Source organism: Streptomyces sp. NPDC031466 (assembly GCF_055581265.1).
Genome location: NZ_JBVIJT010000004.1, coordinates 599,564 through 625,426, shown reverse-complemented (window position 1 = coordinate 625,426; position 25,863 = coordinate 599,564). Strand labels below are relative to the sequence as shown.

The 25,863-nt window shown below is 72.8% G+C and carries 15 protein-coding genes and 1 pseudogene; 6 read left to right on the top strand and 10 right to left on the bottom strand.

Annotated features, from left to right (window positions below; all coding sequences use genetic code 11):
* Positions 1–14 precede the first annotated feature (14 nt).
* From ACZ5GP_RS11630 to ACZ5GP_RS11605, 6 genes are all read left to right on the top strand, one after another.
* Entirely contained in the window at positions 15–1,346 is a 1,332-nt protein-coding gene (locus ACZ5GP_RS11630; RefSeq protein WP_468750661.1) for an MFS transporter, read from the top strand.
* Entirely contained in the window at positions 1,324–1,596 is a 273-nt protein-coding gene (locus ACZ5GP_RS11625; RefSeq protein WP_468750660.1) for an MbtH family protein, read from the top strand. The genes ACZ5GP_RS11630 and ACZ5GP_RS11625 overlap by 23 nt, the downstream gene beginning before the upstream one ends.
* A 55-nt stretch (positions 1,597–1,651) precedes the next feature.
* Positions 1,652–4,984 (top strand): non-ribosomal peptide synthetase, encoded by a 3,333-nt coding sequence (locus ACZ5GP_RS11620; protein WP_468750659.1) that lies wholly within the window; start codon positions 1,652–1,654, stop codon positions 4,982–4,984.
* Positions 4,981–11,928 (top strand): amino acid adenylation domain-containing protein, encoded by a 6,948-nt coding sequence (locus tag ACZ5GP_RS11615; protein ID WP_468750658.1) that lies wholly within the window; start codon positions 4,981–4,983, stop codon positions 11,926–11,928. Before ACZ5GP_RS11620 ends, ACZ5GP_RS11615 begins: the two co-directional genes overlap by 4 nt.
* Complete coding sequence (locus tag ACZ5GP_RS11610) at positions 11,925–15,878, top strand: non-ribosomal peptide synthetase (RefSeq protein WP_468750657.1); 3,954 nt, start codon at positions 11,925–11,927, stop codon at positions 15,876–15,878. Before ACZ5GP_RS11615 ends, ACZ5GP_RS11610 begins: the two co-directional genes overlap by 4 nt.
* A 63-nt stretch (positions 15,879–15,941) precedes the next feature.
* Positions 15,942–16,877, top strand: coding sequence for an NAD-dependent epimerase/dehydratase family protein (locus ACZ5GP_RS11605; RefSeq protein WP_468750656.1), 936 nt, complete (start codon positions 15,942–15,944; stop codon positions 16,875–16,877).
* 71 nt (positions 16,878–16,948) lie between these two features.
* Here the strand turns inward: ACZ5GP_RS11605 and ACZ5GP_RS11600 are convergent.
* The 10 genes and pseudogenes from ACZ5GP_RS11600 to ACZ5GP_RS11555 form a co-directional block, all read right to left on the bottom strand.
* Positions 16,949–17,246, bottom strand: a pseudogene (locus tag ACZ5GP_RS11600) (transposase); the annotation flags it as partial.
* Between the two features lie 166 nt (positions 17,247–17,412).
* Complete coding sequence (locus ACZ5GP_RS11595) at positions 17,413–18,291, bottom strand: hypothetical protein (protein ID WP_468750655.1); 879 nt, start codon at positions 18,289–18,291, stop codon at positions 17,413–17,415.
* An 898-nt stretch (positions 18,292–19,189) separates the two neighbouring features.
* Positions 19,190–19,384, bottom strand: a complete 195-nt coding sequence (locus ACZ5GP_RS11590; protein WP_468750654.1) for a hypothetical protein — start codon at positions 19,382–19,384, stop codon at positions 19,190–19,192.
* Between the two features lie 128 nt (positions 19,385–19,512).
* Positions 19,513–20,733, bottom strand: coding sequence for a beta-ketoacyl-[acyl-carrier-protein] synthase family protein (locus tag ACZ5GP_RS11585; protein ID WP_468750653.1), 1,221 nt, complete (start codon positions 20,731–20,733; stop codon positions 19,513–19,515).
* Entirely contained in the window at positions 20,730–21,026 is a 297-nt protein-coding gene (locus tag ACZ5GP_RS11580) for an acyl carrier protein (RefSeq protein WP_468750652.1), read from the bottom strand. The genes ACZ5GP_RS11585 and ACZ5GP_RS11580 overlap by 4 nt, the downstream gene beginning before the upstream one ends.
* A gap of 29 nt (positions 21,027–21,055) precedes the next feature.
* Entirely contained in the window at positions 21,056–22,558 is a 1,503-nt protein-coding gene (locus ACZ5GP_RS11575) for an ABC1 kinase family protein (protein WP_468750651.1), read from the bottom strand.
* Positions 22,559–22,590: 32 nt separating this feature from the next.
* Positions 22,591–23,046: a hypothetical protein gene (locus ACZ5GP_RS11570; RefSeq protein WP_468750650.1), complete on the bottom strand. Its 456-nt coding sequence runs from the start codon at positions 23,044–23,046 to the stop codon at positions 22,591–22,593.
* Positions 23,047–23,235: 189 nt separating this feature from the next.
* A complete protein-coding gene (locus ACZ5GP_RS11565; RefSeq protein ID WP_468750649.1) occupies positions 23,236–23,640 on the bottom strand; it encodes a hypothetical protein in 405 nt (134 codons plus the stop codon).
* A gap of 114 nt (positions 23,641–23,754) precedes the next feature.
* The gene (locus tag ACZ5GP_RS11560; RefSeq protein ID WP_468750648.1) at positions 23,755–25,515 is read right to left on the bottom strand and encodes a fatty acyl-AMP ligase; all 1,761 of its coding nucleotides are present in this window, start codon (positions 25,513–25,515) and stop codon (positions 23,755–23,757) included.
* Positions 25,515–25,841, bottom strand: coding sequence for an acyl carrier protein (locus ACZ5GP_RS11555; protein WP_468750647.1), 327 nt, complete (start codon positions 25,839–25,841; stop codon positions 25,515–25,517). The genes ACZ5GP_RS11560 and ACZ5GP_RS11555 overlap by 1 nt, the downstream gene beginning before the upstream one ends.
* Positions 25,842–25,863: the final 22 nt, after the last annotated feature.

The following is a 25,863-nucleotide window of genomic DNA, read 5'->3' as shown; positions in this document are numbered from 1 at the left end:
CGGAACACCCCCACATGGTCGCGCGTTCGCTCCGGTCCAACCGGGACTTCTCCGTCTTCTGGGCGGTCCAGGCGCTGTCCGAGGTCGGCAACGCCTTCTCGCTGGTGGCGCTTCCGCTGCTGGTGCTGCACACCACCGGCTCGGCGGCGCAGATGGGGCTGCTGACGGCCGTCGCGGGCGCCACCTCGCTGCTCACCGGCCTGGTGGGCGGCTCCTGGGCCGACCGCTTCGACCGGCGGCGGCTGCTGATGCTCTGCGATGCCGCCCGGCTGGTGCTGTACGGCGCGATCCCGGTCTGCTGGGCCCTGAGCCCGCAGATCTGGCTGCTGTACGTGGTCATGGCGCTGGCCTCGGTCTTCGAGATGCTGTTCAAGATCACCTACGTGACCGCCGTGGCGAACCTCGTCGACAAGGACCAGATCGTCGCGGCGAACGGCCGGCTGGAGGCGACGAACGCGATCGCGTACATCGCGGGCCCCGCGCTGGCCGGTGTGGTGGCCGGGTTCTTCGGGCCGACGGCCGCCGTCGCCATCAACGCGGGCAGCTTCGGCATCTCCCTCGTGGGCCTGGTGTTCATCAGGCTCAGGCCCACCGCACGGCCACCGGCCGACAAGAGCGGGAGCGAGACCGGGAGCGGGGCGGGCCGGGCCCGGAACGGGCTCGCCGGCTTCCGGACCGGCGCCGCGTTCCTGTGGCACACGCCGGTGCTGCGGGCGCTCACCGTGCTGCTGACCGTCACCACCTTCCTCAGCCTGGGCATGACCGACGTGTTCATCTACCACCTGCGGCACGGACTGGGGCAGGACGAACGCACGGTGGGCTACGTCCTCGCGCTGGCCGGACTCGGCACCTGCGTGGCCGCCGCCGCGACCGCCCGGCTGCGCCGCTCCTGGGGGTTCGGCCGCTGCTGGCTCGGCGCGCTGAGCCTGTGCTCGGTGTCCGTACTGGTGCTGGGCCGTACCGGGCGGGTGTCCGTGGCGGCCATGACGATCTGTCTGTACTCCTTCGGCATGGCGCTGGCGGGGGTCTGCTCCATGTCCTTGCGGCAACAGGTCACACCGGACCATCTGCTCGGCCGGGTCACCTCGGCGTTCTGGACGATCCACGGCAGCCTCGCGCCCCTCGGCGCCGCCCTGCTCACCGCCCTGGTCGGCAGGCTGGGGACACGCGGACCGCTCACCGCGGTGGCCGTCGTCTTCCTGGCCGTGGTGGCGGCCGCCGCCTTCACCCCCATCCGTCAGCGCCACCCGGAACAGACCGCCGTGCAGCCCCCGCGGACGCGGCCCACCGACGCGCCGGAATCACGAGAGGAGAGCCACGGGGATGACACCGAGGCCCGACGATGACGACCGGTTGTACAAGGTCGTGGTCAACCCTGAGGAGCAGTACTCCATATGGCCAGCCGACCGGGACAACCCGGCCGGCTGGTCGGACGCGGGCAGGAGTGGCCCGAAGCCCGACTGCCTCGCGCACATCGAGGACGTGTGGACCGACATGCACCCCCTGAGCCTGCGCCGTCGCCTGCGGGAAGGCGAACAGGGCGGACAGGACGATCACGACGCACCGCCGGCGGAGGGCGCCGACCGGGCGGGCTGAGCCCCCGGTCCCTCACTCACCGCACCCGCCGTACCGCGAACCAGGGAAGGCCATCGTGCACGACGACCTGGAAACACGACCGACGGCCGACTCGGCCCAGGCGCCCCGGCTGCCGCTCTCCCACGCCCAGGAACGACTCTGGTACCTGGAGCAGATCGCCGCCGGTGCCCCCGTCCACCACGTGTCCGCCGCCACCCTCGTCGAGGGCCCACTCGACGCCGAGCGGACAACGGCCACGCTGCGGGACTGCGCCCGCCGCCACGAGCTGCTCCGCAGCACCTTCGACGACCGCGGGGACGGGCCGCGCCGTACCGTCCGCGCCACGGCCGAGGTGCCGCTGCGGCGACTGGACCTGGGGGGCTCAGCCGCGCCCGAGTCGCGACTGCGCGGTGTGCTCGCCGAGGAGAGCGCACGGCCCTTCGCCCTCGACCACGGCCCCGCGCTGCGCGCCACCCTGGTGCGCACCGGCGAGGAGCGGCACGTACTGCTGCTCACGGCACACCGCATCGTCGCCGACCGCGCCTCGCTCACCGTACTGGAGCGCGAACTGGCCACGGGTTACGCGGCGTTGAGCGAACACCCGGCACAACTCCCGCCCGACCCGCCCTCGTACACGGACCTGACGGCCCTGGAACGGCAGGTCCCGGACGAAAAAATCTCCTACTGGGAAAGGCAGTTGGCGGATGTCGAGCCGCTCGGCCTGTCGCTCGACCGGGCACGGCCGAGGACACCGACCCACCGGGCGACGCTCCGCGGGCTGCTCCTCGACACCCGGCACGCCGAGGCCCTGCGGCGGCTCGCCCACGAGGAGGAGGTCACCGCGTGGGCGGTCATGGCGGCCGCCTTCGCCGTGCTGCTGGCGCGCTGGACGGGCCGGCCCGACGTGGTGTTCGCCACCCCCGTGGACCGGCGCCCGCCGCCGACCGCGCGGACGGCGTTCGGACCGTACGAGGATTTGCTCCTGCTGCGGGCCGATCTGACGGGCCGACCCACCTTACGGGAAGCGGTCCGCCGTGTCGCACGTACCCGGGACGAGGCGGAGCGGCACGCCGAAGTCCCCTTCGGGCGGCTCGTCCAACTCCTGGACCACGAACGGGACCTGAGCCGCCATCCGCTGTGCCAGGCGGTGTTCGCCGTGACGGGCACGCGGCGCACGGGCTTCACCGCGGCGGGGTGCACCACGTCCGCACTCACCCTGGACGACGCGAGCGTCCCCTACGACCTGCGGTGCACGGTGACCGACGACGAGGACGGCGCCGACGGACGGGGCGGCCTCGGGGCCGAGCTGCGCCTCGCGTCCGACCTCTGGCTGCCGGAGTCGGCCGACCGTATGGCGAGCGCCCTGCGCACCCTGCTCACGGCCCTCGCCGAGAACCCCGACCGGCGGATCGGGGACATCCCGGTGCTGTCGCCGAAGGACCGGGACCGGCTCGACGCCTGGAACGCGACCGCCCGCCCGCTGCCCGAACCGGCCACCGTGGACGGCCTGTTCCGCGCGTGGGCGGACCGCACCCCGCAGGCCCTCGCCCTCACCGACCGCACCGGCACCTGGACGTACGCCCAGCTGCGGGAGCGGGCCGGCCGCGTCGGCCGGACCCTGATCGCGGCCGGGGTCACCCAGGACTCCGTCGTCGCCCTGCACATGCGACGCTCCGCCGACCTGGTCACCGGCATGCTCGGCGTGCTGCTGGCCGGCGGCGCCCCCCTCGTCCTCGACCCGGGCCACCCCGAGGAACGGCTGCGGGGCATGGCCGACGACGCCGACATCTCGGCCGTCCTCAGCCGTGCCGAACCCCCCGCCTGGCTGCACGGCCCGGGCGTACCCGTACTGCGGCTCGCCGACGCGGAACAGGCCGCCGGGACCGGCCCGGCGCGGCAGGGACTCCCGGCGGCCGACCCGCTCCTACCCGCCCGCTCCCACCCCCTCGGGCTGGCCGCCGTGGTGCACACCTCCGGCTCGACCGGGCGGCCCAAGGCCGTCGGGATACCCCATCGGGCCGTCGTACGGCTGATCACCGTGACCGACTACGTGTCCATCGGCCCCGGCGACGTCCTGCTGCACCTCGGCGACCCGGCCTTCGACATCACCGCCTTCGAGGTGTGGGGGTCGCTGTGCAACGGCGCACGGGTGGAGGTGCTGCCCGGCGACGAGCCCCTCGGACCCGACGAGGTGCTGGCCGCACTGCGCGAGCTGCGGCCCACGATCGTCGCCCTCACCGGCACCCTCTTCAACCGGGTGGCCGACATCGACCCGAGGGCCTTCGGCGGACTGCGCCATCTCTTCGTCGTCGGCGAGGTGATGGACCCCCGCCGCACCCGGGCGGTGCTGCGCGGCGGCGCGCCCCCCGCCCACCTGCACAACGGCTACGGCCCGAGCGAGAACGCGACGTTCTCCACGACCCACCTGGTGGACCGGCTGCCTGAGGACGCCCCGAGCGTGCCCATCGGCTCCGCCCTCACCAACACCACGCTGCACGTGCTGGACCCGGAACTGCGCCCCGTACCGATCGGCGTGAGCGGCGAGTTGTACGTCGGCGGACCGGGCGTCGCCCGGGGCTACCTGGGCCGCCCGGGCCACACGGCGGAACGCTTCGTGCCGGACCCGTTCGCCGCCCGGCCCGGCGCGCTGATGTACCGCACCGGTGACCTGGTGCGCAGGCTCCCGGACGGCGCGCTGGACTTCCTCGGCCGGGCCGACCAGCAGCTGAAGATCCGCGGCTACCGCATCGAGCCGGGGGAGGTCGAGGCCGCCCTGCTGGTCCGCGACGACGTGCGCGAATGCGTCGTACGGGCGGTCGACGTCGCCGGGGACCGACGGCTCGTCGCCTACGTCGTCCCCGCGCCGGGCCGGCGGCCCTCCCCGCCCGCACTGCTGGGCGCACTGCGGGGCCGGCTGCCGTCGCACATGGTGCCCGGCCATGTCGTCCTGCTCGACGCGCTGCCCACGACACCCAGCGGCAAGATCGACGCGCGGGCACTGCCGGGTCTCGCCGAGGGCGCGGCCGGTCCGCCGGATGCGGACACGGTGGCGCCGAGGACGGCGACGGAACGCGCCCTGTGGGAGATCTGGGCGGACGCCCTGCGGGTGCGGTCCTTCGGGGTGCACGACAGCTTCTTCCTCGTCGGCGGCCACTCGCTGCTCGCCTCGGTGGTGCGTACCTCGGTCCGCGAACGGCTCGGCGTGACCCTGCCGCTGCGGACCCTGTTCGACGTGCCGACCCTGGCCGGTCTCGCCGTCGAGGTCGAGCGGGCCACCGCCGGGGCGGCGGCCGTACGGCCGAGCGAGGAAGCGGACGACGGCTCGGCACAACTCGACGGCCTGGTGGCCGAACTGGAGCGGCTCGCCGAGTCCCGGCGCGCCGAGGGACGAGCGGGGGGAACCGCGTGACGCACACGACGAGGACGACCGACGCGACCGAGGCGGACCTGCGGGGCCGGATCGAACGCCTCCCCGCCGGGCAGCGGGCCCTGCTGCGCCAACGGCTCTGGCAGAAGGGCGCCCCGACCGGACTGCCCGCCCTGGACGACGACGGCGAGGCCCCCGCGTCCTTCACCCAGCGCCGGATGGCGTTCCTGTGCGGGCTCGATCCGGACAGCCCGGCCTACCACAGCCCCGTCGTGCACCGCCTCACCGGACCGCTGGACGACACCGCCCTCGAAGCCGCCCTCAACGACCTGCTGCGCCACCACGCCGTTCTGCGCACCGTCCTGCCGCTCCGGGACGGCCGTACCGTGCAGCGGGTCCTGCCGCACCGGCACCGCGCACTGCCCGTCGTCGACCTGACCGCGCTGCCCGCCGCCGAGCGGCAGGCGGAGGCCGAGCGACTCGCCCGGGCGGACGCCGGGGAGCGGTTCGACCTGGCCGAGGGACCGCTGGTGCGGTTCCTGCTGCTGCGCCTCGCCGCCGACGACGCGGTCCTCGCGCTCACCTTCCACCACGCGGTCGTCGACGGCTGGTCGCTGGGCGTCCTCCTGAACGACCTCGGCACCGCGTACGGGGCACGCCTCGACGGCCGGGCGCCCCGGCTGCCCGTCCACACCGTGCAGTACGCCGAGTACGCGCGCTGGCAGGAGGAGTGGGCCGAGGGCGACGAGGCCGCCGCCCAACTCGACTACTGGGAGCGCCGGCTGACCGGCGCCCCGGACCCGATGCCGCTGCCCGCCGACCGCCCCCGGCCCGAGCGTCCCGAAGGGCGCGCCGGTTCCACGGTGTTCACCGTTCCCGCGCCCGTCAGCGACGAGCTGCGCAAGCTGTCGGCCCGCACCGACAGCACCCTGTTCATGGTGCTGCTCGCCGCGCTCCAGATCGTCCTCGCCCGGTACGGCGGCCACGACGACGTGGTGGTCGGCACTCCCGTCGCCAACCGGCGGTACCGCGGCTTCCACGATCTCGTCGGCTTCTTCGCCAACTCGGTCCCGCTGCGCTCGCGGGTCACCCCGGAGACGTCCTTCGTGGACTTCCTCACCGAGGTCCGCACCACGTGCCTGGAGGCGTACGAGAACCAGGACGTGCCCCTCGACCTGGTCGCGCGGCGGCTGCACCCGGAGCGCAGCCCCGGCCGCAACCCGGTCTACCAGGTCAACTTCACCCTCCACAACACACCGCTGCGTCCGGTGCGCACCCTGCCGGGCGGGATCGGTCTCACCCCGCTGGACCACCTGGACCACGACGCCGCCCGCTTCGACCTCGACCTGAACATGTGGGAGACCGACGCCGGACTGGAGGGCCGGCTCATCCACGCCACGGACCTGTTCGACACCACGACCGGCGAGCGGCTCGCCCGGTCGCTGGGCGTCCTGCTCGCCGCCGCGGCCGCCGCCCCCGACACGCCCACCGGTGAACTGCCGCTGCTGACGGCCGAGGAGCGCGACCGGCTCCTGCGCGAGGGCCACGGCGCGTCCGCCGCCCGCCCCGAGGACATGCGCGTGGACCGGCTCTTCGCCGAACGGGCGCGCACCGCTCCCGACACGGTGGCCGTGTCCGCGCCGGGCCGCGCCGACCTGACCTTCCGGGACCTCGACCGACGCGCCAACGGCCTCGCCCACCGGCTGCGCGGCCTCGGCGCCGCTCCCGGCCGCGCGGTCGCGGTGCTGCTGCCCCGCACACCCGAGGCGGTCGTCGCGCTGCTCGCCGTACTGAAGAGCGGCGCCGCGTACGTGGCGATCGACCCGGCCTATCCGCCGGCCCGGCGCGACCACATGCTGCGCGACAGCAGGGCCGTCCTGCTGGTCACCGACGCGCCGCCACAGGACCCCGGCGTCCCGGTCGTCGTACCGGACCCGGACCTGCTGGCCGAGGAGGCGACCGCGGCGCCTACGGAGGGCGACGGCGGCTGTGACGACTTGATGTACCTGATGTACACCTCCGGCTCGACCGGCGGGCCCAAGGGCGCCATGCTCTCGCACCGCCAGGTCGCCAACTACCTGCTGTGGGCGGTGGAGACGTACCTGCCGCCCGAGGCGGACGGTGCCGTCCCCGTGCACTCCTCGCTGTCCTTCGACCTGACCGTGACCAGTCTGTTCGCCCCGCTCCTTGCCGGCCGGCGCCTGCTGCTCGCCGACGACGCCGGCACACCCGGCGAAGGCCTGCGCGCCTCGGCCGGGACGGACACCGGCCTCGGCTTCGTCAAGCTCACCCCCTCGCACCTGAGGATGCTGGAGGACTCCTCGGCCCCCGCGCGTGCCGGGCAGTGGACCCGCACCCTGGTCGTCGGCGGCGAGGAACTGCACGAGGAGCGACTCGCGGCCTGGCGCACGGGTGCCGAAGCGCCCCGGATCGTCAACGAGTACGGCCCCACCGAGACCGCCGTGGCCTGCGCGGCGTACGACAGCGCGCAGCCGGTCGGCGGCTTCGGCCGGGTGCCCATCGGCAGGCCGGTGCACCACGCCCGGCTGTACGTGCTCGACGAGGCGCTGAACCCGGTGCCACCGGGCGCGCCCGGAGAGCTGTACGTCGGCGGGGCGGGCGTCTGCCACGGGTACTGGAACCGCCCCGGCCTGACGGCGGAGCGCTTCGTCCCCGACCCCTTCGCTGACGAGCCGGGCGGACGCCTGTACCGGACCGGTGACCGGGTGCGCCGGACGGCCGCCGGAGACCTCGAGTACCTCGGCCGTCTCGACGACCAGATGAAGATCCGCGGCCACCGGGTCGAACCGCAGGAGGTGGCCGCCGCGCTGGCCGGGGACCCGGCGGTCCGGGAGGCCGCCGTGATCGCGCACGGCCCGACCTCCGAGTCCCGGCGGCTGGTCGCCTTCGTCAGCCCGGACACCGACACCGACACCGACGCCGGCACACCGTCGGACACGGCGGGCGAGACGGACTGGGTGAGCCGCTGGCGGACGCTGTACGAGGACACCTACGGCAGCGCGGAGCGCCCCGCCGACCCGTCGTTCGACCTGGCCGGCTGGAACAGCAGCTACACCGGCGAGCCGATCGGGGCCGACGCGATGCGCGAGTGGCTCGACGCCACGGTCGAGCGCATCCGCGCGCTGCGGCCGCGCCGGGCCCTGGAGATCGGCTGCGGCACGGGCATGATCCTTGCCCGGATCGCCCCCGACTGCGACTTCTACCAGGGCGTCGACCTGTCCGAACAGGTCGTCGAACGCCTGCGGCGTGCACGTGCCACCCTCGTCGACGCCCCCGAGCGGATCGGGCTGCGGGCCGCCCCCGCCCACCTCGCTATCCGCCCGGGCGAGACGTACGACACCGTGATCCTGAACTCCGTGGTCCAGTACTTCCCGTCCGTGGACCACCTGACGGCCGTCCTGGAGCGAGCGATCGACGCGCTGCCCGCCGGCGGCCACATCTTCCTCGGCGACCTGCGCAACCTCGCCCTCCTGGACGCCTTCCACGCCTCCGTCGCAGCCCACCGGGCGAAACCCGGCACCCCCGACGCCGTCCTGCGCGCCGAGACCGCCTGGGGCGTGGAGACCGAGAACGAACTCTGCCTCGACCCCCGGCTCTTCGGCGCGCTGACCGCACGGTGGCCGCGGATCGCCGCGGCGCGCGTCCTGCCGAAGCGGGGAACGGCCGACAACGAACTGACCCGGTACCGCTACGACGCCATCCTCACCGTCACCGGGGAGCACACGGCGGACGACGGCCCCGACACCGGCCCCGGAACCGCGACACCGCGGGAGCGGGACTGGCAGGCGGAAAGCCTGGACCCGGACAGGCTGGACGCGCTGCTCGGCGCCGAGCGCCCCGACCGGCTCGTGCTGCGCGCCATCCCCAACGCACGGCTGACGGGGGACCTGCGGCTGCTGGCCCGGCTCTCCGCCGCGGCGCCGGACGCCGTACGGCCGGGCGCCGACCCGGAGGAACTGTGCCGCCTGGCCGGGCGCCACGGATACGACGCCGAGCCGAGCTGGGCCGAGGCACGGCCCGACGGCTCCTACGACCTGCTGCTGCACCGCCGGGGAACGCCCCCGCCGGTGCTGCCTCCCGTCGTCACCGCCCTGGAGCCGGACCGGCTCGCGACCGCACCGCTGTGGCGCCCCGCCGCGCTCGCCGCACTGCCCGGGATCGAGTCCCGGCTCGCCGGACGGCTGCCCGCGCCCCTGCTCCCCGCCCGGTACGTCGTGCTGCGCCGGATCCCGCTCAACGCCAACGGCAAGGTCGACCGCGCCGCGCTCGCCGACCTGCCGCTGATACCCGAGGAAACAGACGCTCTTGGGCAACCGGAGGCCGAACTCACCTCCACACAACGGCGGATGGCCGCCATCTGGAGCGAACTCCTCAACCGCGACGGCATCCGTGCCGAGGACGACTTCTTCGACCTCGGCGGGCACTCCCTGCTCACCTTCCGGCTCGTGTTCCGGCTGCGGGAGGAATTCGAGGTGGAGGTGCCGATCCGCGGCCCGTTCGACGCGTCCACCCTCGCCGCCCTGTCGGCCCTCGTCGACGGCCTGGTCGCCGAGAAGAACCGGCCCGCGCTCCCCGTGCTGGCCCCCGTCGAACGGGAGGGGCCCGTACCGGCCTCGTTCGCCCAGGAACGCCTCTGGTTCCTCCACCAGATGGACCCGGGCACCGCCCAGTACAACTTCCCGGTCTTCGTCCGGCTGACCGGCGAACTCGACGTCGACCTGCTGCGCCGGGCGCTCGCCAGGGTCGTACGGCGGCACGAGGTGCTCAGGACCGTGATCACTGCCCGGGACGGGCAGCCGTTCCAGACCGTGCTGCCCGCCGAGCCGCCCGCCCTGCCGCTCACCGACCTGACGTCGCTCCCGCCGGAGCAGCGGGAACCGGAGGCGCGACGGCTGGCCAAGGAGCAGTACGCCGAACCCTTCGACCTGGCCACCGGCCCCGTACTGCGGGCCGGGCTGCTCCGCCTCGGCCCGGCGGACCACGTCCTGCTGCTGACGGCCCATCATGTGACCGTGGACGGCTGGTCGGCCACCGTCCTGCTGGACGAACTGGCCGAACTGTACACGGCGGGCCGCGAGCAGCGCCCGCCCCGGCCGGCCGAACTGCCCGTGCAGTACGCGGACTACGCGGTCTGGCAGCGCCGGCTCGCCGAGGCCGGCCACTTCGACCACCTGGTGGAGCACTGGACGGCACGCCTGCGGGGCATCCTCGACCTGCCGGGACTGCCCCTGGACCGGCCGCGCCCGGCCCACCCCGAACACCGGGGCGAGAGCCTGCGCTTCCGGATCCCGGCCCCGGCCGCGGACGGGATGCGCGCGCTGTGCCGGGAGGAGGACACCACCCTGTTCATGGCGCTGCTCGCCGCCCTGTACGCGGTGGTGAACCGGCGGACCGGGGAGACCGATCTGGTGGTCGGCTCGGACGTCGCCGGCCGCTCCGACAGCAGGACCGAACCGCTGATCGGCTTCTTCGTCAACCAGATCGTGCTGCGCGCCGACCTCACCGGCGCCCCGACCTGGCGGCAACTGCTCGGCCGCACCAAAGAGGTGGCCCTGGACGCCTACGCACACCAGGATCTGCCGTTCGAGGAGATCGTCAAGGCCCTCAGCCCGCCCCGCACCCGCAACCAGAGCCCGCTGTTCCAGATCAAACTGGTGCTCAACAGCAACCGGCGGGCGGCCGACACCATGGCCGGGGTGCGGATCAGCCCGTTCACCGCGGACCTCATCGACACCAGCCGCTTCGACATCACCCTCGTCCTGGAGGACGACGACGAGGGGATCGCCGGATTCCTCAACTACGACCCCGACCTCTTCGACGCGTCCACGATGGCGGAACTGCGCGAGCAATACGTCACGTTGGTCGCGGACATGGCCGCCCGCCCGGACGCCTCGATCGCCGACGCGCCCCTGCCGACGACGGCCCGCGCAATGGCCGGCCGCCCGAAGCGACGAGGCCCCGGGGCCCTGCGCGGCATCAAGCCGACCAAGGTCGCCGTGGCCTCGGACGACATGGTCGTACGGCAGCCACTGCGGGAGGGGGCCGACCTGCCGCTCGTGCTGCGGCCGGCCCGCGCCGACGTCGACCTGGTGGCCTGGGCCCGCACCCACCGCACCCGGCTCGACACCGACCTGGAACGGCACGGCGCGCTCCTGTTCCGGGGCTTCGCCGTCACCGACCCGGACGCCCTGGAACGCTTCGCCTCCGTGTTCGTCGACAACCTCTTCGGCGAGAACGGCGAACACCCGCGCGCCGCACTCGGCGGCAACGTCTACACGCCGGTGTTCTTCCCGCCGGAGGAGAAGCTCCTGTGGCACAACGAGAACTCCTTCAACGACGAGGGCCCGACCCGCATCTGGTTCTGCTGCGCCCGCCCGGCCGACTCCGGCGGCGAGACACCCGTGGTCGACAGCCGCGCCGTCCACCGGGCGCTCGACCCGGCGCTGCGCGAGGAGTTCACCGCCAAGGGGGTCATGTACATCCGCACCTACGGCACCGGGCTCGGACTCGACTGGCGGGACGTCTTCAGGACCGGCGACCGGGCCGAGGTCGAGGCCCGCTGCGCCCGGCAGGGCCTGCGCCACGAGGGGTACGGCGACCGGCTGCGCACCACGGCCGTACGGCCCGCCGTGCTGCGCCATCCACGCACCGGCGAGTGGTCCTGGTTCAACCAGGCGCAGCACTGGCACACCGCCTGCCTCGCCACCGAGGTACGGGATTCGCTGCTGGCCACCATGTCCCCCGAGGAACTCCCGCGCAGCTGCCGGTTCGGCGACGGCACCGCGATACCCGACGAGGCCATGCACGAGATCCTGCGGGTCTACCGGGAGCTGGAGGTCTCCTTCCCCTGGGAGCGCGGAGACGTGCTGCTGCTCGACAACATCCTCACCGCCCATGCCCGCAACCCCTTCCGCGGCGAGCGCGAACTCCTCGTCGCCATGGGCGACATGGTGAGCTACCGGTGACGGCGGAGGCGGAACAGGCGCGGCAGGTGGAGGGGTACCGGCTGTCGTTCCGGCAGCAGCGGCTGTGGGAGCTGGCCGAACTCGGCGTGCCGTCCTGGGCCCAGGTGTTCGTCACCCTCGACGGCGAGCTGGACGCGGACCGGCTCACGGCCGCGCTGCACGACACGGTGGCCCGGCACGAGATCCTCCGCTCGGCCCACCGCCCGGTACCGGGCGCCCGCACCGCGCTGCTCGTCGTCCACGACGCGGACCGGCCGGGCCCGCGCTGGTCCCACGAGGATCTGGGGCACCTGGACCAGACGGCGCGCCCGCACAGGATCGAGGAGGAGGCCCACGCCCGACGGGAACTGCCGCACGGCGGGCCGGACGACCCGGTGCTGCGGGCGGCCCTTTTCACCCTCGGCTCCCGCCGGCACGCCCTGCTGCTCACCACCACCGCCCTGGCGGCCGACGGCCGGGCGCTGCGGCTGCTCGTCGACGAGCTGGCCGAGCGGTACGCAGGCACACCGCCCGCCGACGAGGTGTTGCAGTACAGCCAGTTCGCCGAGTGGCAGTACCAGGAGTTCGGCGAGGAGCCACTGTCCCCGGCCCCCGACAGCCCCGCCTCACGGCTGCCCCTGCCGCTGCCGCTGCGTCGACCGCCCGGCGCCGGCCGACCGGATCGGCGTACCGTCACCGCGCCCCTGCCGGACGGCGTCACGGCCGCCGTCCACGACTACGCGCTGCGCCGCCGCGTGCGTCCGGGAGCTGTGCTGCTCGCCTGCTGGCAGATGCTGCTGGCCAGGGTCGGCGGACAGCCCGGCGTCACCGTCGACGCGCTGCTCGGCGGCCGGGAGTTCGAGGAGACGGCCACCGTCATCGGCCCCTTCGCGCAATGGGCCGAGGTCACCGTGCGGATCGACCCCGGTGTGGTCCTCGACGCCCTCGCCGCCCGCGCGGAACGCGCCTTGTCCGACGCCGAGGAAGCCCAGCAGGACGCCCCCTCCTCCGGTGCCGGGGAGCAGGCCGGGCGGGACATCGGCTTCGCCTGTACGGACGTTCCGGCACCGCGATGTGCCGACGGCGTCACCTTCACCGTGGCCTGGGACGACGTCGAGACCGAGCCGCATGCCCTGCGGCTGGTGTGTGCGCTGGGCGCGAAGGAAGGGCGTACGACCTGGCACTACGACGGCCGTCAGTTCGACGACGCCTATGTCCGGGTGCTCGCGGACCAGTACGCGACCCTGCTCGCCGGGGCGCTGGCCGCGCCCGCCATGCCCGTGCGCGAGGTCCCTCTCCCGCACGGGCTGCCGGCGCGCCGCCCGGAGTCCGGGGCGGGCCGCTGCCTGCACGAGCTCGTCGAACGGCAGGCCCGACGCACCCCGGACGCCCTCGCCGTCGTGGCCGGAACCGACCGGCTGACCTTCCGGGAACTCGACGCGCGGGCGAACCGGTGGAGCAGTGTGCTGCGCGCCCGGGGCGTCGGGGTCGAGACCCCGGTGGGGGTGCTGGCGGCCCCCTCGGCCGCGCTGGTCGTGGCGCTGCTGGCCGTGCTCAAGGCCGGCGGGGCGTATGTGCCGCTCGATCCGTGGCTGCCGCCTCTGCGGACACGGGAACTGCTGGAACACGCGGGATGCCGCCTGCTGCTCACCGACCGGCCGGACGAGACGGTGACGGCGGAAGGCGTCGCGTGCGTCGACCTGCGCGACCTGCCGCTCGCCGGTGCGGACACGGGCGCGGAACCCGGGCGGCCGTGCGAGGTGGGGCCGGACCATCTCGCGTACATCATGTTCACCTCCGGCTCCTCCGGGACACCGAAGGGGGTGATGCTGCCTCACCGGGCCGTGTGCGACTACCTGCTGTGGAGCGCTCGGACGTACCTCGCTCCAGGCGTCGTTCACGACGACGGTGGCGAGGGGGCGGGCAGCGGGAGCGGCGGTGGCGGTGACACTGGCGGCAGTGGCACTGGCAGTGGTGATGGCACTGGCGGCGGCAGCGGTGAGGGTGAGGGCGGTGCGATGGCGCACTCCTCGATCGGCTTCGACCTCACCGTCACGAGTCTGTTCCTGCCGCTGGTCACCGGTCGTCCCGTCCTCCTCGATCCGGCCTGGCGCGACGCCCTCGCCCTCTCCGCGGACCTGGCGGACCGGGCCGGCCTGGACCTGCTCAAGCTGACCCCGTCCCACCTGAAGGTGGTCAACCAGTCCGTGGCACCGGGGGACTTGGCCGGCACCACCGGCTCTCTCGTCCTCGGCGGTGAGGCCCTCGACCGGGACGCGGTCGCCGCCTGGACGGCCCACGCCCCGGGGACGAGGATCTTCAACGAGTACGGGCCGACCGAGACCGCTGTCGGCGTGTGCGTGCACGAGGTGGGCGCCCACGAAGGGCCCGGCCCCGTGCCCATCGGCCGGGCCATGGACCACACCGAGGTCCTCGTCCTGGACGGGGACCTCACCCCGGTACCGGTGGGCGTGCCGGGGGAGATCTACATCGGCGGCACGAGCCTGGCCCGCGGGTATCTGGACGCCCCCGCCGCCACCGCCGAACGGTTCGTACCGCACCCCTTCTCGCCGGAACGCGGCAGCCGCCTGTACCGCTCGGGCGACCTGGCCTGCGTCGGCCCGGACGGCCTGATCCGGTACCTGGGGCGGGTGGACGACCAGATCAAGGTCAACGGCGTACGGGTGGAGCCCGAGGAGATCCGGGCCGCGCTGCTGCGGCACCCCGCGGTGCGGGACGCCGCGGTCGTCCTGGTCGCGGACGAGGAACGCGGCGACCACCTGGCCGCCTGTGTCGTCGCCGACGACGTCCCCGCCGCCACGCCGCGGGCCCTGCGCGCCCACGTGGCGGAGCGGCTGCCGGCGCAACTGGTGCCGACGACGTATGCCAGGACCGGGACGATACCCCTCACCCCGAACGGCAAGGTGGACCAAGCCGCGGTGCGGTCACTCGTCCGGGCAGACGGCACCGGGTCCCCGGTCTCGTCGACGAGCGGAGTCGGCACGCCGTCGACGGACCCGGTGGAGGCCGCCGTGGCCCGGATATTCGAGGACCTGCTCGGCGTCGCCCCCGTCGGCGCGGACGACGACTTCTTCGTGCTCGGCGGCCACTCCCTGCTGGCCGTACGGCTGATCGCACGGCTCAACGGGGAGTTCCACGCCGCGCTTCCGGTACCCGTCCTGTTCTCGGAACCGCGGCCGGGGCAGGGGAGGGCGGCCACACCGAGGCACCTGGCCCGGCTGCTCAAGACGGGCGACGCCGTGCCGCCCGCCCTCCCGGACGACGTCGTGGCGCTACGCCCCCGAGGCGAGGGCACCCCTCTTTTCTGCGTCCACCCGGCAGGCGGCGAGGCCACCGGCTTCCGTCACCTGGCCGCCTGCCCCGAACTGCGCGGCCCGCTGTACGCCCTCCAGACGACGCCGGACGGTGTCGACGAGGACCGGAGCGTCGAGGCGCTGGCCGCCCGCTATCTGGCGGCCGTACGCGCGGTGGCGCCGACCGGCCCGTATCTGCTGCTGGGCTGGTCGATGGGCGGGCTGGTGGCCTTCGAAATGGCCCGGCTGCTCGAACTGCGGGGTGAGCACGTGGAGATGGTGTTCCTCGTGGAGAGCTACCTCTCCGCGCAGCTCCCGGAGTTCGAGGAGGACGACGGGGACGACGAGCCGGGTCCTGTAGCGGAGGAGGACCTGAGCGCCGCCGAGGCGCTCCGACTGGCTCTCCGACGGCGCACCAACCGCGTCCATCTGCGGGCCGCCCGGGCCTACCGCCCGTCGCGGTACGCCGGCCCGGTCGCACTCGTCCAGGCCGACAAACAGGACGCGGACTTCCGGCACACCGCGATCCACTCCTGGTCCCGCGTCTGCGCCCCCGCCCGACTGACCCCCCACCTCCTGGAAGGAGACCACCTGACCCTGTTCGAGCCCCCGTACGTCACCGAACTCGCCCGCCTGATCGACCGGATGATGCGGTAGCCCGCTCGGACGCGGGGCAGCGGCGTCTTCGCAGGAGGCGCCGCTCCTTCAAGGTTGTCCCGTATGGCGATGGGCCTCGTTGCAAGTCCCCGCCTCCTGTTGGCTCCGCACCCGTTGGGCGTCGTGGCCGGCGATGAGAGGATCACTGCCTGTCCGAATCAGGACGTTGCTGAGTTCGAACGGCGGAGGTATGCAGTGGGGCTGGGAACAGTGGTCGTCACCGGGGCGACAGGGAACATCGGCTCGGTCGTGCGCCGGGCGTTGCGCAGCGAGGTGAGCCGCCTGGTTCTGCTCGACCGCGTTGCGCTCCAGGTCGAGGCCGCGAACGAGGTGGTTCACATCGTCGATCTTCGGGACGCGGCCGCCGTCGAGACTGCGCTCGTGGGTGCGGACGCCGTGCTCCATCTGGGCGGCCTGCCGGACGAGGCGCCGCTTGAGCATCTGCTGGACGCGAATGTGCTGGGCACCCACCATGTCCTGGAGGCTGCCCGAAGGGCGGCGATCCCGCGGGTCGTGCTGGCCAGCAGCAACCGCGTGAGCGGGTTCTATCCCACGGCCCATCGCACTGGCCCACAGGAACCAGTGCGCCCCGACGGCCTCTACGGGGTGAGCAAGGCAGCCATCGAGGCCCTGGGGCGGCTGTATGCGGACAAGTTCGATGTCTCCGTGATCTGCCTGCGTATCGGCAGCTTCGAGGAGGTGCCCACCGAGTCGCGCCACCTGGCGACTTGGCTCAGCCCGCGTGATGCCGTCGGCTTCTGCCGCGCCGCACTTACCGCCCCGCTCTCCACGCGCTTTGCCACGGCGTACGCCGTCTCTGCCAACACCCGCCGCTTCTGGGAACTCCCCGCGGAATCCGAACTGGCCTACACGCCCGTCGACAACGCCGAAACACATGCATCGCACATCACTGACGCCGACGTCCCTGCCGATCCCGAAGCCCCGCAGGCCGGCCCGTATGCCCTGCCCGAGTTCACGTTGAAACACATCCGGCCCTGACTCGCCCTCGGCCCACCGCTCGAGCGTTCCGGCGCCCTCCGAAGTGAGGAGCCAACGCCCACAATGGGGCGTCAGTCACCCGGTGAGGCGAGGTTGCGCAGTCGGGCGATGCCGAGCACCGCCGTGTGAATGCCGCCGCCCTGGGACGGCAGTCGCGGAGGATCTTCCAGGTCTTCATTCGGGCAAAGACGTGCTCCACTCGTGCACGGACCTGCTTGTGTGAGCGGTTGTGCTCCTGCTTCCAGCAGGGTAGTCACCCCCCGTGGGTGCGGCGGTGCGGCAGGCTCCCGATTCCTCCCACGCCTTGCAGTCGTTCCGGTTGCCCGGCAGTGGCCGTCCGATCACAACGACCAAGCGGGTGTCGGCGTCGCGCTGACCTACCTCTAGAAGATGTGGACCAAAACAACGCGGCTGGTTTCGGGTAAGTCCCCCTGGGGCGAGCCCGTCGGTCCCCCATCGGTCCGGACTCAAGGTCGGAAAACGCTCACGCTGACGTCCCGCTCGTGCGGCTCGCAGCCGTACGTTTCGACCTGCCTCAGTCGGTGGTGGTCCACTGGGGTGCGGGTGTGGGGCCGGGGCGGGCGGTGATCGGCTCGCCTTCGGCCCAGTCGCGGTACTGCACCTGGAAGGACTCGTCGCCGGTCGCCGTGTCGGTCGCCGAAGGCACCCGGGTCTGCAGGCTCTTGGGCAGGTCGCGCGCGGCGACGACCAGGGTGAAGCGGACGGTGCCGCCGGGGCGGTCGGCCGCGTAGGGGCGGTAGAGGGCGCCGATGGCCGGGTCGGCGGCCAGGACGCGCAGCGGGGTGCTGCCGGTGAGCGTGCGGGTGCCGCCGTCCTGCTCGGTGCGCACTGCGGTGGCGCCGTCGAGGAGCGCCTCGATGTGGGCGGGCTGGGCCAGCCAGCGGGTCTCCAGGGCGGCGTGGACGTCGGCGTCGTCCTCGGCCGCCGCGGTCGCGTCGGGCTCGGTGCGGTATCCGCCCTCGTGGCCGGACCCGGATCCGGCCACCGCCTCGTGGGGCGTGATGGTGGCGCGGTCGCCGATCAGCACCACCTCCGGCGGATACCAGGGGTGGCCCTCGCCCCCGTCGTAGGCGACATGGGTCGCCGCTTTCGCGTTGTCCGCGTCGACCAGGTCGAGGCGGGCCTCGCCGTGGAACGAGTCCAGGGCACCGAGTTCGCGGGCGCGGACGTCGACACCGACCCGCCGCTGGGCCAACATCGCGGAGCGGACGGTCTCGGCCCGGGAGCCGGCCGGTGCGGCGGCGGACGGCTGGGACCCGCCGTCCTTGCCGGGCCACCACAGGTGGGCGGCCAGGCCTCCCACGGCGCCGGTCACCAGGCCGACGGCGACCGCCGCCGCCATCGCGCGGCGGCGCGACCGCGCGGACCGCTGCGGGGACTCTTCCTCGGACATGGCCCAGCCCCCTTCGGCACCGCCCGGCACGAGAAGCGCCGCGTCCCGTACACGGTAGGGCCGCCGGGGCGCAGAGCATGGAGCTTCGCCGGATTCTTTGCGGGCCGGGCGAACGGACGCGGGAGCTGACCGCCGGACAGAGCGTCTTCGTCGACGACACCGCCGACCACCTCCAGCCGGCTGCCGACCACGGCTTCACAACGATCCACGCCACCGAACCGCGGCAGACCATGGCGCAGCTGAAGGCACCGTTCGGGGTCCCGCTCGCCGGCCGGTTCTGGGCACCGCCTCCCTACGATCTGCATCGCATACTGCGGGCGCTGTGCCGCGGCGCAACCGATCCCCTCGGGTGCCCCGAGCGCGAGCGTTGTGACGTTGCTGCCCACGTCTTCACCGCCCAGGGCGAGGAGCCGCGGTCAGATCTGGACCGGGCCCGCCGCGACCACCGAACGCCTGCCGGTATGTGCCTGACCGTGTGGTCTCGCTGCCGGACGGGCTCGGGCTCTGCGGGGGTGGGGGTTCGCAGGTGGAGGTGGCCGGAGGGCTCGTCGGGGGCGGAGTCGGTTCGGGGGTGGGTGTGCTGGGGGGTGAGGGCGGTCTGGACGTGGTGGCTGGGGGAGTGGCCGAGGGAGGGGTTGCGGACGGTCGGCCCGGGGCGGTGGCGGTGACGGTGGCGGTGCGTGGTCGGTGGGCGGGGGTGGGTGGCAGGGGGGTGTCGGTGCGGGGCGGAGGGCCGGGGAGGTGCACGTCGATGTCGACGGAGCCGGGGGGAGGCGGCGCGGGGGCAGGGGCCGGCGGTGGTGCGCAGCCGGAGGCGACCAGCGCCGCGCCGAGGAGGAGCTTGGAAAGCAGGGACGGTACGCGCATGGCATGACTCCTTCTGTCCCAGCTGGATGGGTCACCGCCGACGGTCCGTCGGGAGGGCCGTGGCTTGGAGGGTGTGGATGAACACGCTCAGGGAGTTGAAGAAATGCTCGACGATGTGCCACAAGGCCATGATGGCGTGGGCGAGTTCGGTGGGGGCGGTGGTGATGACGTACAGCAGGATGATCAGCACCAGCCAGAACAGGAGGCTGCGGGGACGGCTCAGCATGAAGGTCCTCCTGCCTTGTGCCGCGCGGTTCTCCTCGGGCCGGTTCCCCTTGGGCCGGGGCCACCGCGGGCAGGGCCTGCGCGTCGCGGGCGAAGGGGTGGACCGAGCCGTCCGATGTGGCCGTGTGCCTACGGGGTGGTGAGCACGAGGACGGCATTGTGTCCGCCGAAACCGAAGGAGTTGCTCAAGGCTGTCCGTAGCCGGGCGGGCCTGGGCGCGCCGTGGACGATGTCGAGGTCGAAGGCCGGGTCCTGGTTCGCGTGGTTCGCGGTGGGTGGGATGAGCTGGTGTTCGAGGGTGAGAGCGGTGACGGCGGCCTCAATGGCTCCGGCCGCGGCGATGGCGTGCCCCCAAGTGCCTTTGTTGGCGGTGACCGGCGGCGGCGTGCCGAAGACGGTGCGCAGGGACCGGCATTCGGCTGCGTCATTGAGGGGAGTGCTGGTGCCGTGTGCGTTGATGTGGTCGATTTCCTCGGGGGCCAGGCCCGCGTCCTTGAGGGCGGCGCGCATCGCCTCGACCGCGCCGCGTCCGTCCTTGGGCGGCGCGGTGGGGTGGTACGCGTCGCAGGTGGCGCCGTATCCGGCGAGCAGGGCGTGCGTCCGCGCGCCGCGGGCCTGGGCGTGCGCCTGTGTTTCCAGGACCAGCAGGGCCGCGCCCTCGGCGAGGACGAATCCGTCGCGTTCGACGTCGAAGGGGCGGGAGGCCCCGGCGGGATCGTGGACGCGTGGGGAGAGCGCGCCGAGTTGGGAGAAGCCCGCTGAGGAGATGCGGTTGCAGACCGACTCGGTGCCTCCGGCGACGGCGATGTCACAGGCGCCGGAGCGCAGCAGCATGAGGGCGGTGCCCAGGGCGGTGGCCCCGGAGGCGCAGGCGGTGCTGGTGGAGAGGCCCGGGCCGCGGGCGTGGAGGTCGATGGCCACTTCGCCTGCGGCCATGTTGGGGATGCTGCGGGGGATCATCAGGGGAGAGACGGCGCGTATGCGGTTCGCGGCGACTTTGACGACCTCGTTCTCCAGGCGGTCGAAGCTCGCCGTGCCGACGCCGATGACCACGGCGACGCGCGTTCCGTCCCAGGTTTCCGGGTCGAGGCCGGCGTCCGCGGTCGCCTCGCGGGCGGCGATGAGTGCCATCTGGGTGAAGCGGTCCAGACGTAACGCAAGACGGGGGGTCAGCCTGCCCGGCGCGTCGAGATCCGTCACGTGGCAGGAGAAATCGACCGGCATTCCCGCAAGGGCGGGATCGGCCGACGCGGAGGGTTTGCCGGACAGCAGGCCGTTCCAGGAGCCCTCCGTGCCGACGGCGCAGGGGGTGACCATGCCGATACCCGTGATGGCTGCCGCCTGCGTCACGACGTCGTCTCCCTCTCCTGCGCGAGTGCGGTGGTCGTCTGCGGTGCCTGCGCGGCGGGGTGGCCGGTGGCATCGAGCGCCGTGAGGTGGGCACTGGCTTCGGCGAGGGTCGACTGCGGGGTGATGTCGGTGGGTTCGCGGCCGGTCCGTTCCTCGTAGATGACGGTGAGTTCCAGCAGGGCCAGCGAATCCAGACCCAGGTCCTCGAAAGTGGCGTCCGGGCTGAGCGTGTCGGCAGGCACGCCCAGCCCCTGGACCAGGCATTGCACGAGGGTGTCGCAGAGTTGGGCCATGAGTGCTCCTCCAGCGGTGGGGGCGGTCTTCAGGTGTGGCGGCGGGCACGGCTGTGGGCCCACCATCCGAGGGCACCGGCTGCGAGGAGCCGGCGCGTCACATAACGGATCCGCTCGTCCAGGTTGTTCTCCATCAGAGAGATCCGGCTGGGCTGCACGGGCGCGGCCTGGAAGGTCAGGTCGCCCTGCGCGAGGGCACGGGTGATGGTGCGCAGTTCTCCGGGCAGGGACGCGGAGGCCGCGAGCAGCTGCACCAGGTGGGTGGCGAGCTGCTCCTCACCGACCGCTTCGCAGGCGTAGGAGAAGAGGATGTCGCGCATGTTCTGGACGAAGACATCGGTGACGGAGAGTTCCGGCGCCAGGTAGCGGACCGATCCTTCGACGTTGGCGAAGGATTTGGCGAGTATCGAGATCATGGGGCTGGTCTGGATGCCGCGCCGCGTGGAGCACTTCAGGACGTGGCCGAGGGCTGCCCCGAAGTTGAGTTGTTCCAGGGAGGCCGCGTGGATCTTGGGCACCAGGGCGGCCAGGTCCTGCCCGAACCCCGCGATGTCCGCCCATTGGGTCGCACGTCCCATCTCCAGCCAGCCGCCCGCCACCGTCGGTCCGTCGTTGCGTGCCAGGCCGAGGAGGATGAGCACCACGCTCATGCTCAGCCGACGGTCGATGTGTCCGACCATGCCCCAGTCGATGAGCGTGGTCGGCCCGCCCGGGCAGACGAAGATGTTCCCGGGGTGCGGGTCGGCGTGGAAGCGGCGGTCGGTGAAGTAGCCGTGGTACATGAAGGTGAGCAGGCTGGTGCCGATGGCGGCGCGTTCGTCCTCCTTGAAGGCGGTGGGGTCCGCGTCGCGGATGCTGGTACCCGGGGCCAGGCTCTGGATGAGGACGCGGGGCGTGGCGTGGAGGACGTCCGGCACGCACAGGTTGTCGAAGCCGGCCACCGATCGGCGGGCGTGGTCCATGTTGGCGGCTTCGAGGGTGAAGTCGCACTCGGGGCGCATGGCGTCGAAGACGACGTCCAGCATGGCTTCCAGGTCGATGGCCATGTTGAAGTACGGGGCGCGTCTGACGCCCCACCGAGCGGCCGTCTTGATCATGCGCATGTCCTCGCTGACGATTTCCCGGACGCCCGGACGCTGTACCTTCACCACGACCGGTTCGCCGGTGGTCAGCCGCGCGCTGTACGCCTGGGCAAGCGAGGCGGCGCCCAGTGGCCGGGCCACGTCGAAGTCCCGGAACCGATGAGCCCAGCCGGGGCCCAACTCCGCTTCCAGGACCGGTCGCATGGCAGTGAAGGGCAGGACCGATGCCTGATCGTGGAGGCTCTCCAGTTCGGTGGCCAGCGCCTGCGGGATCAGGTCCTGACGGGTGGAGAGAATCTGCCCGATCTTGATGTACAGCGGGCCGAGCCTTTCGAGGGACCGGCGGATGTCCACGGCGCGCCGCCGGGCGCGGTCCGCCGAAGGGTCGTCGCCGTTCCGGGGCGGTGTGTCGCGCCGCTGCGGCAGCTCGCGCGCGGCGAGTTGTCCCATCACCTTGAGCAGAAGCCGCGCACGTGCCCGGCTCACGTCCACTGCCCAGGGCGATGCCCGTCAGAAGTGGGCCGGGTATCGCCCTGGAGGCCGCAGGGCGGGGCCGTCTGCGGCGTCCGGTGTCGATCGGCGTCGCAGTGCGGCGGGCTGGAGCAGGTGTGGGGTGTGCTCGGGTACGGGGTGGAGCTGCCCTGCGGGTCTGTGCCGAGGAGGCTCCGCTGTATCTGATCCAGCCATGAGCCCAGTCGGCCGGCGCTCAGAGAGACGGCCTGCAGCAGCGTGTCGATCGTCAGATCCTTGCCCGTCGAGGCGTCGGTCGCCCGGAACCGTCGGCCGTCGCGCAGCTCGCTGATCAGTTCATGAAGACACAGCCGGTGACCGGTTTCGGCGTCGAACAGTTCGCCGTGGGCGCGGTAGACCTCGCGCTGACCGGTGGGCGTGGCCGGCGGGGTGGCGCGGCCCCGGTCTGAATCCTCGTGAAGGTGCACAGGCTCTCCCGGACATGGCCGAGGGCACCGTGGCCCCGGCGGACGGTGGGGTCTGTCGGCAACGCTTCCCGGCGGGATGGCCGGGCCGTCAGGCAGGTGGGCGGCAGCCGTGTACCGGCGCGTGGCCCGGGTGATCGCAACGGCCGGGGCCGCTGCGATCACGCAGCCCTACTTCGAGTGCACGCAGCCCTACTTCGAGGTGGTGGAGGCCTTGCCCGCCGCCTCGGAGGAGGAGTCCTTCTCCATCAGGTCGCCGAGCCGGCGCAGTTCGTCGCGCAGACCCGCGAGCTGGTCCTCCAGGCCTTCGGTGCGCTCGTCGCCGTACCCGTCGGCGTCGCGGCGGCCACGGCGCTCACGGCGGTCGTGGTCGTCGGTGTACCGGTCGGGGGCCCGGCGGTCGCGGCGGTCGCGGCGGTCCCAGTCGTCGGGGCGGTCGCGGCGGTCCCGGTCGTCGGGGCGCAGGGCCCGGCTCATGGAGGCGCGGGTGTCACGCTCGACGTCGCCGAGGGAGTCGGTGATGTCGACGAGAAGGTCCTTGGTGTCCTCTATGACGTCGCGGAGGTAGCGTGACATGCCCTTGCGCTGTTGCGTCATGGTGTGCCGTCCTTCTGCTCGGTTGTACGGACCTGGGGAACCGGACTTCGCGGCGATCGGTCGTCCGCGGTTCGAGTGGGCCGCGGGAGCGCGGCAGTGCGGTCGTCGGTGCTGCTAGTCGGGCCGCGCGGTGCGCGGCACGGGATCGGGAGCGCCCGGCACGAGGGCGGCGATGTCGGCGTGCACGTCTGCGAAGAGCGGGCGCACTCGTCGGGCCGTGAGGTCTTCCCGTATCCGGGTGCGTTGGGTCTTCCCGCTGGTGGTGCGGGGCACGGTGTTGCGCGGTACGAGGATGACGCTGACGGGGACGCCGATCGCGTCGCTCACGGCCCGCTTGACGCACCCGGACAGCTCTTCGTGGCCGAGACCGGCGAGCTTGCGGTCGTCGACCTCCTGGACGAGGACGACGTGCTCGCGGCCCAGATCCACGCCGAACGCCGCACCCGCTCCCGCGGCGGGGTGTGCGCCCCGTCCGGCCTCCTCGATGTCCTGGGGGTAGAGATTGCGGCCGTTGACGATGATGATCTCCTTCAGACGCCCCGTGACGAAGAGTTCAGCCTTTTGAAGGAACCCCAGGTCGCCGGTGCGCAGGAAGGGACCGCCCCCGCCTTCAAGGCGGGCCTGGAAGGTGTGGCGGGTCGCCGCCTCGTGGCGCCAGTAGCCCTGGGCCACGCTGGGGCCGGCCAGCCAGATTTCCCCCACCTTTCCGTCGCCGAGCTCGCCATGGGTATCGGGGTCCACGATGCGCAGATCCACGCCGGTGGCGCGCCCACTGGAAGCCAGCTCGACTCCCGAGCCCCTGTGCGCGGGGGTGGCTTGATGGCGTTCCAGGCTCACGGGGTCGAAGCGCCGGATACGCGGCCCCCGGCCGCGCTGCGTCCCGGTCACCAGGACGGTCGACTCGGCCAGACCGTACGCCGGGGCCCAGGCCCGCGGGCTGAACCCGATCGGTCCGAGTCGCTCGACGGCCTTGCGGAGAGTGCTGACGCGTACCGGTTCGGCGCCGTTGAGCGCCCACTCCAGACAGGAGAGGTCGAGTCCTTCGAGCTGCTCGTCTCGGGTGGCGCGCAGCAGCCATTCGAAGGCGAAGTTGGGGGCCATGGTGAAGGCGGCCCTGTACTGGCTGATCATCTGCAACCAGATCAGGGGCCGCGCGACGAAGGTGAGGGGGGAGGCGATCACCATGTTGCCGCCCCCGTACACGGGCTGCATGAGCTGACCGACCAGTCCCATGTCGTGGTAGTGCGGCAACCAGCCCGCACCCGTGCCGTCCTCGGGTGCGCGGATGATGGTGTTGATCTGCGCCGAGTTGTGCAGCAGGTTCCCGTGGGAGATGACGACGCCGTGCGGTTCGCCCGTCGAGCCTGAGGTGTACTGCAGGTAGGCGATGGTGTCCTGGTCCGTGTGCGGCGGGGCCCAGTCGTCGCCGGAGGGCAACTGGGCGGTGTCGGTGGCCAGACAGCGCACCTTGTCGTGCAGACCGATGACGCGCAGCCAGGACCGCAGGGCCTCCACGTTGGCGGTGTCGGTGAGGACGAGCCGGGCATCGGTGTCATGGATGATCTTCTCGGCCCGCTCCAGTGCGCGCGGGTCCGTGGCCGGCAGCGGAGTGGGGATCGCTATGGAGCGTGCGTAGAGGCAGCCGAAGAAGGCGCCCAGGAACTCCAACCCCGCCGGATAGAGCAGGAGCACGGCCTGGTCGGTCGTCCCGGCCTCACCCAGGTGGGCCGCGAGGGACCGGGCACGGCGGTCCAGTGCCGCGAACGTCAGGCGCCCGGTTTCCACCGGACCGCTGCCGTGGTGGTCCACGAAGGCGAACCAACGGGCGTCGCCGTGGCGTTCGGCCTGCGCCCGCAGGCACTGCGCGAAGCTCATCACCGCTCCGTTCCCGACGTCTCGAACGGCACGGAGCGGACCGGGGCCGACGACGCCGGGGCATCGGTGCGCCGCAGCGCCGCGGACTCCAGAGCTCGCTCGATGTAGGTGACGGCGTCGCAGACCGTCCGCAGTTCCCAGGCGTCCTCGTCACTGATGGTGACACCGAAGGCGTCCTCCGCCCGCACGACGATCTGCACCATGCGCAAGGAGTCGAGTCCGAGATCGGCGATGAACGCCGTGTTCTCGTCGAAACGGTCGACAGGCACGTCGGTGACGTCCTGGATGAGGTCGTGCAGGGTCCGCACGATGTCTTCCCTGGTCATGGCCGGTTCCCTTCTCCGCCTT